At 65.1% G+C, this 8,634-nt stretch carries 11 protein-coding genes; 5 read left to right on the top strand and 6 right to left on the bottom strand.

Annotated elements, in window-relative coordinates; all coding sequences use genetic code 11:
• Together DBR20_RS04070 and DBR20_RS04075 are read right to left on the bottom strand one after the other, a co-directional pair.
• The coding region (locus DBR20_RS04070; protein ID WP_181393014.1) for an acyl-CoA thioesterase domain-containing protein at positions 1–536 on the bottom strand (536 nt) is incomplete at its 3' end.
• 128 nt (positions 537–664) lie between these two features.
• On the bottom strand, positions 665–1,441 hold the full coding sequence (locus DBR20_RS04075) for an enoyl-CoA hydratase/isomerase family protein (protein WP_099821022.1): 777 nt from the start codon (positions 1,439–1,441) through the stop codon (positions 665–667).
• 35 nt (positions 1,442–1,476) lie between these two features.
• Here DBR20_RS04075 and DBR20_RS04080 point away from each other — a divergent pair, with 35 nt between their 5' ends.
• Positions 1,477–1,923 (top strand): copper chaperone PCu(A)C, encoded by a 447-nt coding sequence (locus tag DBR20_RS04080; RefSeq protein WP_108265280.1) that lies wholly within the window; start codon positions 1,477–1,479, stop codon positions 1,921–1,923.
• Between the two features lie 161 nt (positions 1,924–2,084).
• Here DBR20_RS04080 and DBR20_RS04085 read toward each other — a convergent pair whose 3' ends face one another.
• Positions 2,085–2,810 carry an enolase gene (locus tag DBR20_RS04085; RefSeq protein WP_108265281.1) on the bottom strand — a complete coding sequence of 242 codons (726 nt, stop codon included), beginning with the start codon at positions 2,808–2,810 and terminating at the stop codon, positions 2,085–2,087.
• Between the two features lie 141 nt (positions 2,811–2,951).
• The gene (gstA, locus tag DBR20_RS04090) at positions 2,952–3,554 is read right to left on the bottom strand and encodes a glutathione transferase GstA (protein ID WP_108265282.1); all 603 of its coding nucleotides are present in this window, start codon (positions 3,552–3,554) and stop codon (positions 2,952–2,954) included.
• A 126-nt stretch (positions 3,555–3,680) separates the two neighbouring features.
• Between gstA and DBR20_RS04095 the strand changes: the two genes are divergently transcribed.
• A complete protein-coding gene (locus DBR20_RS04095; protein WP_108265283.1) occupies positions 3,681–4,037 on the top strand; it encodes a helix-turn-helix domain-containing protein in 357 nt (118 codons plus the stop codon).
• Between the two features lie 69 nt (positions 4,038–4,106).
• Here the strand turns inward: DBR20_RS04095 and DBR20_RS04100 are convergent, their stop codons facing one another.
• Together DBR20_RS04100 and uvrA are read right to left on the bottom strand one after the other, a co-directional pair.
• A complete protein-coding gene (locus DBR20_RS04100; RefSeq protein ID WP_108265284.1) occupies positions 4,107–4,514 on the bottom strand; it encodes a thioesterase family protein in 408 nt (135 codons plus the stop codon).
• Complete coding sequence (gene uvrA, locus DBR20_RS04105; RefSeq protein WP_108265285.1) at positions 4,514–7,513, bottom strand: excinuclease ABC subunit UvrA; 3,000 nt, start codon at positions 7,511–7,513, stop codon at positions 4,514–4,516. Before uvrA ends, DBR20_RS04100 begins: the two co-directional genes overlap by 1 nt.
• Positions 7,514–7,833: 320 nt before the next feature.
• On the opposite strand from uvrA, the gene rplU reads away from it, so the two are divergent.
• Genes rplU through DBR20_RS22055 form a run of 3 tightly spaced genes read left to right on the top strand, consistent with a single transcriptional unit; the run spans position 7,834 to position 8,623 of the window.
• Positions 7,834–8,151 carry a 50S ribosomal protein L21 gene (gene rplU, locus DBR20_RS04110; protein WP_004148331.1) on the top strand — a complete coding sequence of 106 codons (318 nt, stop codon included), beginning with the start codon at positions 7,834–7,836 and terminating at the stop codon, positions 8,149–8,151.
• A gap of 11 nt (positions 8,152–8,162) precedes the next feature.
• Positions 8,163–8,426, top strand: coding sequence for a 50S ribosomal protein L27 (gene rpmA, locus DBR20_RS04115; protein ID WP_089239574.1), 264 nt, complete (start codon positions 8,163–8,165; stop codon positions 8,424–8,426).
• Positions 8,427–8,485: 59 nt separating this feature from the next.
• Positions 8,486–8,623, top strand: a complete 138-nt coding sequence (locus DBR20_RS22055) for a hypothetical protein (RefSeq protein WP_157804331.1) — start codon at positions 8,486–8,488, stop codon at positions 8,621–8,623.
• Positions 8,624–8,634: the final 11 nt, after the last annotated feature.

Here is an 8,634-nt window from a genome sequence, read left to right on the forward strand (position 1 = left end):
GGGTTCAGTTCATCGCGCGGATACACATGGCGGAACTCGAACGGACCACCGCGCGACAGCCAGCGCTGCACCTTGATCGGCAGGCGCTCAAGCACCTCCGCCGGCAGCGGGCGGTTCGGTTCGATGTCTTCCGGCTGCGGCACTTCGGGCATCTTGTGCTGGTGCTCGGCACCGGATTCGGCCTGCTGGAACGAGGCGGCACAGAAGAAGATCACCTTGCCATGCTGGATCGCGGTCACCCGGCGCACCGAGAAGCTGCCGCCGTCGCGGGTACGGTCGACGTCGTAGACGATCGGATGGTCGATGTTGCCGGCGCGCAGGAAGTAGGCATGCAGCGAGTGCACATGGCGACCGTTGTCGACCGTGGCCTGGGCGGCCGCCAGGGCCTGGCCCAGCACCTGCCCGCCGAACACGTACTTGGTGCCGATGTCGCGGCTCTGGCCGCGGAACAGGTTGTCCTCCAGCCGCTCCAGGGTGAGCAGATCGATCAGCTCGGAGACGACGGGTTCGGGCGTGTCGTTCAAGGGGGCGGCCACAGCGATGAAAGAGGGCTCGATTATACCGGTGCCGGCCAGCCCATCAGCGGTAGTGCCGGCCGCTGGCCGGCAGCCTCGTGATCCTCCCGGGATGCCTGCGGTTGCCGGCCAGCGGCCGGCACTACCGTTTACTTGCCGAGGCGGGCGACCAGCGCCTGCAGCGCGTTCTGCGCATCCGGGGCGAACCAGGCCTCGACGAAGCGGTCGAGCTGGATCAGGTCCGGGTGCAGGGCGTCGTGCAGTTCGGCGCGGGCGATGGCACGGGTCAGCAGCATCGGCTGCCGCGGCTGCTTCAGCAGGTCCTGCAGCCAGGCCACCGCGCGGGCCACCACCAGCTCGCCATCAACCAGTTCATCGACCAGGCCGATCTGCAGGGCCTGTTCGGCGGGTACCAGTGCGCCGGTGGCCAGCAGGACGCTGGAGCGGTGTGCGCCCACCGCACGGCGCAACAGGCGCTGGATGCCCTCCGGTGCAATCAGGCCGACCTGCACCTCGTTCAGGCCGATGGCGTACGGGCGCGCCGGATCGGCACTGCGCGCCATTACCCGGTAGTCGCAGCACAGGGCCAGCACGCAGCCGCCGGCCGGTGCATGGCCGGTGATCGCCGCAACCACCGGGATGCGGCTCTCGGCAAGCGTGCGTACCGCGCCGAAGAACGCGTTCCAGGTGTCCAGCAGCTTGTGCTTGTCATCGCCATGCGAGAGCAGGTGCGGCACGTCCATGCCGCCGGTGAAGATACGCTCGCTGCCGGACAGCACGATGCCGTGCGCGTCCTCGGCCATCGCCAGTTCGATGGCATGGATCAACTGCCGGCACAGCTCGGTGTCCAGGGCATTGACCGGCGGCCGCGCCAGCCGCAGTTCGCGGATGGGGCCATGGTTGATCACCTCGATGAGCGTCGTCATGCTGCGGGTCTCGTTGCGAAGAAGGAACCTGGGCGATGATAACCAAACCATGCGTTGGCGTACTGTTCGTGCTGTGTGCGTTTGCAGCATCGGCGTCGGCGGCCGAACAGAGCTGCGTGACGGTGGAGCAGGGCTGGGCGCGGATGCCGCCGAATCCGGCGATGCCGATGACCGCTGGCTACGGCGTCGTCCATAACGGCTGCGGCAAGACAGTGGCGATCACCGGTGCGACCAGCAGCGGCTTCGGTGATGTGTCGCTGCACGAGACCACGATCGTTGATGGCATCAGCCGGATGCGTGCGATCGAACGCCTGCCGCTGGCGCCGGGCGCGCGTGCCGAGCTGAAGCCCGGCGGCCTGCACCTGATGCTGATGGATGGCAAGGGTGCGCTGAAGGAGGGGCAGGCGGTGCCGCTGCGCCTGCAGCTGGAAGGCGGTGGTGAAGCGAGTGCGACGCTGACCGTGCGCAAGGCCGCGCCGTAACGCGGCACCCGTTCCGCCGGGCATGGCCCGGCGCTACCCAGGCATCACGGCCGAATCGACACCGGTTCCGCCGGGCATGGCCCGGCGCTACCCAGGCATCGCCGCCGAATCGACACCGGTAGCGCCGGGCCATGCCCGGCGAGCGCGCAGCGCGGCGAGGCTTACGACCAGTCGTACGAGAACAGCACCGTGCGGCTTTCCGGCTCGTACAGCATCACGATCGCATCGGCACCAGTGGCGCACCAGTTGTAGCCGGCCACTTCGGCCACGGCGAAGAATTTCCTGCCATCGCGGGTGATGATCGCGCACTCGGCATCGTCCGGTGCATGGCGGTCGTCGGCCGCCTCGGTGAACTCCAGCGCGAAGGCGGCAGGAATCTCCGCGGTTTCAATCCAGTTGCCGGTCGAGATCTGCCCGCCCAGCACATCAAGGTAGGCCTGCTCGCCAGGCTCACCATCGCCATACCGCGAATAGCTGGCCAGGCGTCCATGCTGCTGGAAGTACGCGTGTGCCTTGCTGTAGCTCTCACGCATCTCCGTGATGTGCTCCAGCGCGTCTTTGTCCTGCACCTGGTCGCCGATGAAGTAACCCTCGTCGCCGAGAAAACGCATGCGGTTGTCGGCGGTCAGTGCAAAGGCGATCCAGTTGGTGCCGGTGAACGCGTTGTGGTGGTCTTCGGTGGTTTCGCCGATGCAGCCGTCGTAGGGCTCGATCGGGCACAGCATCGTGGCCACGCTGCCGGCCAGTTCCGGGCGCAGCACGCCGAGGTCGATCTTCAGCAGCGGCAGCAGGTGCTGTCCAAGCCAGGCCTGGTCATCGGGGAACACGTCGGCGGGGAAGGGGACCATGCCGGGCAGCAGGTCGCGCAGTTCAGTCTGGTGGATCATGTCAGTCCTTTGAAGAGTGTCGGTAGTGCCGGCCGCTGGCCGGCAACCACCGCAGCAGAGGCGGAGAGCAAAGGATACGGGACGCCCGCCACGCACGCGCGCACTACCGTCCCGGAGAAGGCGCAGTGCCTGGGGCGCGATTCAGATGAGTCCTTCGAACGCCATCGCCTCTTTCGCGGCAGGTCGCTCGCTAATCCGCAGCAGCAGTGCCTGCAGGTGTGGCCATGGCGTGGTATCGATGCCCAGGTGCGCCGTCCAGCCGACAACCACGAACAGATAGAGATCGGCGATGGAAATGGACCCGCCCAGCAGGTAGCGGCGGTTGTCGGACAGCATCGCTTCGACGTAGTCGAGCTTGGTATGCAGCCGGTCCTGGGCTTTCTCCCGCGCCTCGGGCGAATCCGGGTGGAACAAGGGGCCGAACGTCGGATGCAGTTCCGCAGCAATGTAGATCAGCCATTCGTGAAGTCGCGCCGCACCGATCGCACTTGTCGGTACCGAGAATTCCACGCCGGCGACATCGGCGAGGTAAAGCAGGATCGCGGCGCCTTCGGTGAGTACCTCGCCGTTGTCCAGCCGAAGTGCGGCGACATAGCCCTTGGGATTGATCTGCAGGAAGTCTTCGCCCTGCTCTGTGCGCTTGGTCGAGTGGTCGACGCGATCGAGCTCGAAGCGGATTCCCAGTTCGCGCAGCAGGATGTGGGCGGCAAGCGAGCAGGTGCCCGGCGTGTAGTAGAGCTTCATCGTGGTTTCATCGTGGGGGGAGTGCCCGGAAGTATGCTGCGGGGAAACGGTGGTCGGAGCGCTTTGCTGCGACATGACGCGAGAATCGGGTTTCCATATGGATACCCGTCGAAGGAGCGGAAGATCGTGGGGCTCAAGGTGCGGAAGAACCGGGCAGTAGATCCGGACAGCGTGTGTCCGTTGAGCAAGTGCATGGCGTTGCTTGCCGGCACATGGACGGCGGAGATCATCTGGTCATTGAGTGCGGGGCCGCGACGATTCGGCGAGCTGCGTGTGGACCTGGCGCCGGTGACGGCCAAGACGCTGACCGCGCGCCTTCGGGACATGCAGCAGAAAGGTCTGGTCACACGTCATGAAAGGGATACCTCGCCTCCTTCCATTGAGTACGAACTCACCCGGCTGGGCGCACGGTTGTTGCCCGCGATCCATGCAATCGCACAGGTTGGCAATGAACTGAAATTCGGCGGCGAGCCAGCGGGCTGAGCGATCTGGTTCCAGCAACGAAAAGGCCGCCCATGGGGGCGGCCTTTTCGGGTGCAGTGATGGGGCTGCTCAGCTGGAAGCGTTGCGGATCGTGTCCGGCAGTGGCGCACTCTTGCCGGTCTGCGTGTCCATCCACACCACCACCACATTGCCGTCCGAATACAGCCTCGACTCATCCTGCTGGTCGACGATGCGATGACCGATGGTCACGCTGCTGTTGCCCAGACGCTCGACGAACAACTCGACCAGGATGTCGTTGGGCCACACGATCGGCAACCGGTAGTTTACGTTGGTGGCAGCCACCACCGGTGCGATGCGGTCGGTCATCGACACGCCTTCCACGCCCAGCATCCAGCGCACGCGCGCCTCTTCCAGGTAGGAGATGTACTTGGCGTTGTTGACGTGGCCCATGCTGTCCATGTCACGCCAGCGCACGCTGATCGGAATGCGGGCCAGGATCTTGTGTTCGCTGCTCATCAGGCGTCCTTTTTCTTCTTGGTGCCGCCGGCCGCGGCGGTCTTGCTGGCCTTGCCGGTGCTCTTGGCGGCCGCTGCCTTCTTCGCCGGCTTTTCAGGCTTCACCTTGCGCGGTGGGCGCGCATCGGGCTTGTTGGCCACGGCGGCGGGCTGGTCCGGTCGCGCGCTGGTGGACGGCAGCATCCGTGCGAGGAACTGGCCGGTATACGAATCCGGGCATGCAGCCACGTCTTCCGGCGTGCCGGTCACCAGGATGGTGCCGCCGCGATGACCGCCTTCCGGACCCAGGTCGACGATCCAGTCCGCGGTCTTGATGACGTCCAGGTTGTGCTCGATCACCACCACCGTGTTGCCCTCGTCGCGCAGCTTGTGCAGCACGCCGAGCAGCGCTTCGATGTCGTGGAAATGCAGGCCGGTGGTCGGCTCGTCGAGGATGTACAGGGTGCGGCCGGTATCGCGGCGCGACAGTTCCTTGGACAGCTTCACGCGCTGTGCTTCACCGCCTGACAGCGTGGTCGCGCTCTGGCCCAGTTTGATGTAGCTCAGGCCGACATCGACCAGGGTTTCCAGCTTGCGGGCGATGGACGGCACCGGCTCGAACAGCTTCAACGCATCTTCGACGGTCATTTCCAGCACGTCGTTGATGTTGAAGCCCTTGTACAGGATCTCCAGCGTTTCGCGGTTGTAGCGCTTGCCATGGCAGACGTCGCAGGGCACGTACACGTCCGGCAGGAAGTGCATCTCGACCTTGATCAGGCCATCGCCCTGGCAGGCCTCGCAGCGGCCACCACGCACGTTGAAACTGAAGCGCCCCGGCGAATAGCCGCGCGCACGCGATTCGGGCACCTGTGCGAACAGTTCGCGCAGCGGCGTAAACAGGCCGGTATAGGTGGCCGGGTTCGAGCGCGGGGTGCGGCCGATCGGCGACTGGTCGATGTCCACCACCTTGTCGAACAGGTCCAGGCCATCGATCTCCTTGTACGGCGCGATCGGGTGCGAGGCGCCGTTGATCTCGTTGGCAGCCAGCGAGAACAGGGTGTCGTTGATCAGGGTCGACTTGCCCGAGCCGGACACGCCGGTCACGCAGGTCAGCAGCCCTGCCGGGATGGCCAGGTCCACGCCTTTCAGGTTGTTGCCGGTGGCGCCACGCAGATGCAGCGTCATCTTCGGGTCCGGCTTGTGCCGGCGCGCCGGGATCTTGATCGCGCGCTTGCCCGACAGGTATTGGCCGGTCAGCGAGCGCGGTGAATCGAGGAGGTCCTGCAGGCTGCCCTGGCCGACGATCTCGCCGCCATGCACGCCCGCGCCCGGACCGATGTCCAGCACGTAGTCGGCCAAGCGGATCGCATCTTCGTCATGCTCGACCACGATCACCGTGTTGCCGAGGTCGCGCAGGCGGGTGAGGGTGCCCAGCAGGCGTTCGTTGTCGCGCTGGTGCAGGCCGATGGACGGCTCATCGAGCACGTACATCACGCCCACTAGGCCGGCACCGATCTGGCTGGCCAGGCGGATGCGCTGCGCTTCGCCACCGGACAGGGTGTCGGCCTTGCGCTCCAGGGTCAGGTAATCCAGGCCGACGTCGACCAGGAAGCCGAGGCGTTCACCGATTTCCTTGACGATCTTCGCGGCGATCTCGCCGCGCCAGCCCGGCAGGCTCAGTTCGCTGAAGAACTTCAGGGCTTCATCGATCGGCAGCACCACCAGTTCCGGCAGCGGGCGGTCGGCCACGAACACGTTGCGCGCTGCCTTGTTCAGGCGTGCGCCGTTGCATTCGGGGCAGGCATGCTCGCTGATGTACTTGCCGAGCTCTTCCTGCACCGCCGCCGATTCGGTTTCCTTGTAGCGGCGTTCGAGGTTGGGAATGATGCCTTCGAAACGATGCTTGCGCTGGGTGCGGCCACCGGCCTCGGTGAAATAGGTGAAGGTGATCGCTTCCTCGCCACTGCCGTACAGCACGGCCTGCTGCACCTTTGCCGGCAGCGAGTTCCACGCCGCGTCGGTGTCGAACTTGTAGTGCTTGGCCAGCGAGGCGATCAGCTGGAAGTAATAGGCATTGCGGCGATCCCAGCCGCGCACCGCACCGGCGGCCAGGGAAAGCTCGGGATGCACCACCACGCGCGAGGGGTCGAAGAATTCGGCCATGCCCAGCCCGTCGCAGCCGGGGCAGGCACCCATCGGTGCGTTGAACGAGAACAGGCGCGGTTCCAGTTCGGGCAGCGAGTAGTCGCAGACCGGGCAGGAATACTTGGACGAGAACAGGGTAGGGGTCGCGCCGGCGTCGTCCAGCGACTGCACCGACGCCATGCCATCACCGAGTTTCAACGCGGTTTCGAAGCTCTCGGCCAGTCGCTGCTTGATGTCCTCGCGCGGGCGGAAGCGATCGATCACCGCTTCGATGGTGTGCTTCTGGCGCAGCGCCAGCGGCGGCACCGCATCGATTTCGTACAGTTCGCCATCGACGCGCACACGCACGAAACCCTGCGCGCGCAGCTGGTCGAACACCTGCGCGTGCTCGCCCTTGCGGTCGCGGATCACTGGCGCCAGCAGCATGTAGCGCTGTTCCGGGTCCAGCGTCAGCATGTGGTCGACCATCTGGCTGACCGTCTGCGCTTCCAGCGGATAGCCGTGGTCGGGGCAGCGCGGGGTGCCGACACGTGCGTACAGCAGGCGCAGGTAGTCGTAGATCTCGGTGATCGTGCCGACCGTCGAACGCGGGTTGTGCGAGGTCGACTTCTGCTCGATCGAGATTGCCGGAGACAGGCCTTCGATATGGTCCAGATCCGGCTTTTCCATCACGCTCAGGAACTGCCGCGCATACGCCGACAGGGACTCGACGTAACGCCGCTGGCCCTCGGCATAGATGGTGTCGAACGCCAGCGACGACTTGCCCGAACCGGACAGGCCGGTGATCACGATCAGTTTGTCGCGAGGCAGGTCGAGGTCGATGTTCTTGAGGTTGTGCGTCCGCGCGCCGCGGATGCGGATGAAATCCATCGCCATGGGGAATCCGGTTGTGGGGGCGTGGCTGGGCCGCCGGGCCAGCGAAAGGGCGGCAATCGGTCAGCCTACCGAGGTGACCAGATGGGGGCAATGGGCGACAATGCCAGCCCGGTGTCTCACCTCGTGAGACCGGTCGACAGGCAGGGGTCAGATCCCTTTTTACGTGGTGAAAAGGGATCTGACCCCGTTCCGGCCCGGCCTACAGTGCCGTTCAGGGGGTTGACTTGACCCGCCCCCGGTGGGCTGCGTACAATTCCGCTCCTGTCCGCCCTCGATGGCGACAGTCCATAGACCACAATAACTACAGAGGAAGTCTGGTCATGTACGCAGTACTGGTCACCGGCGGTAAGCAATACCGCGTGGCGCAGGGCGAAAAGCTCCGCATTGAAAAGCTCGAAGTCGAAGTCGGCAGCGAGATCAAGTTCGACAACATCCTGCTGCTTGGCGACAGCGATGGCATCAAGATCGGCGACGCCCTGAGCGGCGCTGCGGTCACTGCCACCGTCCTGTCCCAGGGTCGTGCCGACAAGGTCCGGATCATCAAGTTCCGTCGCCGTAAGCACCACATGAAGCGCCAGGGTCACCGTCAGTACTACACCGAAATCGAGATCACCGGCATTGCCGGTGGCAGCAAGTAAGGAGATAGGTCATGGCACATAAAAAAGGCGTAGGCTCTTCGCGCAACGGTCGCGACTCCAACCCGAAGTACCTCGGCGTCAAGATCTTCGGCGGCCAGGCCATCGAAGCCGGCAACATCATCGTGCGTCAGCGCGGCACCCAGTTCCACCCGGGTTCCGGCGTCGGCCTCGGTCGTGACCACACCCTGTTCGCCCTGACGGACGGCAAGGTGGAGTTCACCGTGAAGGGCCCGAAGAAGCGTCGCACCGTCAGCGTCGTCTCGGTCGAAGCCTGATAAGGCTGCGTCCGGCGCCCATGCCTCGGCATGGCCGTGCTGGATGAAGAGCTCGCTGCATGAAGAGCCCCGCTTCGGCGGGGCTTTTCGTTGGAATCAATGGTAAAACGGGCATCGCCCGGTTGTCGGCCAGCGGCCGGCACTACATCAAGGTGGCGGCGTGCATGCCGCGCCCATCGCAGGCATCGAAACAATGAAACTGGTAGAC

This window comes from Stenotrophomonas sp. HMWF023, assembly GCF_003060985.1.
Taxonomy (GTDB): Bacteria; Pseudomonadota; Gammaproteobacteria; order Xanthomonadales; family Xanthomonadaceae; genus Stenotrophomonas; species Stenotrophomonas lactitubi.

What these genes read in the sequence shown, in the direction of transcription:
- DBR20_RS04080 (WP_108265280.1), top strand. Translation starts at nt 1,477, where the DNA reads ATGATAACCAAACCATGCGTTGGCGTACTGTTCGTGCTGTGTGCGTTT.
- DBR20_RS22055 (WP_157804331.1), top strand. Translation starts at nt 8,486, where the DNA reads ATGAAGAGCCCCGCTTCGGCGGGGCTTTTCGTTGGAATCAATGGTAAA.
- uvrA (WP_108265285.1), bottom strand. Translation starts at nt 7,513, where the DNA reads ATGGCGATGGATTTCATCCGCATCCGCGGCGCGCGGACGCACAACCTC.
- DBR20_RS04075 (WP_099821022.1), bottom strand. Translation starts at nt 1,441, where the DNA reads ATGACGACGCTCATCGAGGTGATCAACCATGGCCCCATCCGCGAACTG.
- DBR20_RS04100 (WP_108265284.1), bottom strand. Translation starts at nt 4,514, where the DNA reads ATGAGCAGCGAACACAAGATCCTGGCCCGCATTCCGATCAGCGTGCGC.
- gstA (WP_108265282.1), bottom strand. Translation starts at nt 3,554, where the DNA reads ATGAAGCTCTACTACACGCCGGGCACCTGCTCGCTTGCCGCCCACATC.
- DBR20_RS04085 (WP_108265281.1), bottom strand. Translation starts at nt 2,810, where the DNA reads ATGATCCACCAGACTGAACTGCGCGACCTGCTGCCCGGCATGGTCCCC.
- rpmA (WP_089239574.1), top strand. Translation starts at nt 8,163, where the DNA reads ATGGCACATAAAAAAGGCGTAGGCTCTTCGCGCAACGGTCGCGACTCC.
- rplU (WP_004148331.1), top strand. Translation starts at nt 7,834, where the DNA reads ATGTACGCAGTACTGGTCACCGGCGGTAAGCAATACCGCGTGGCGCAG.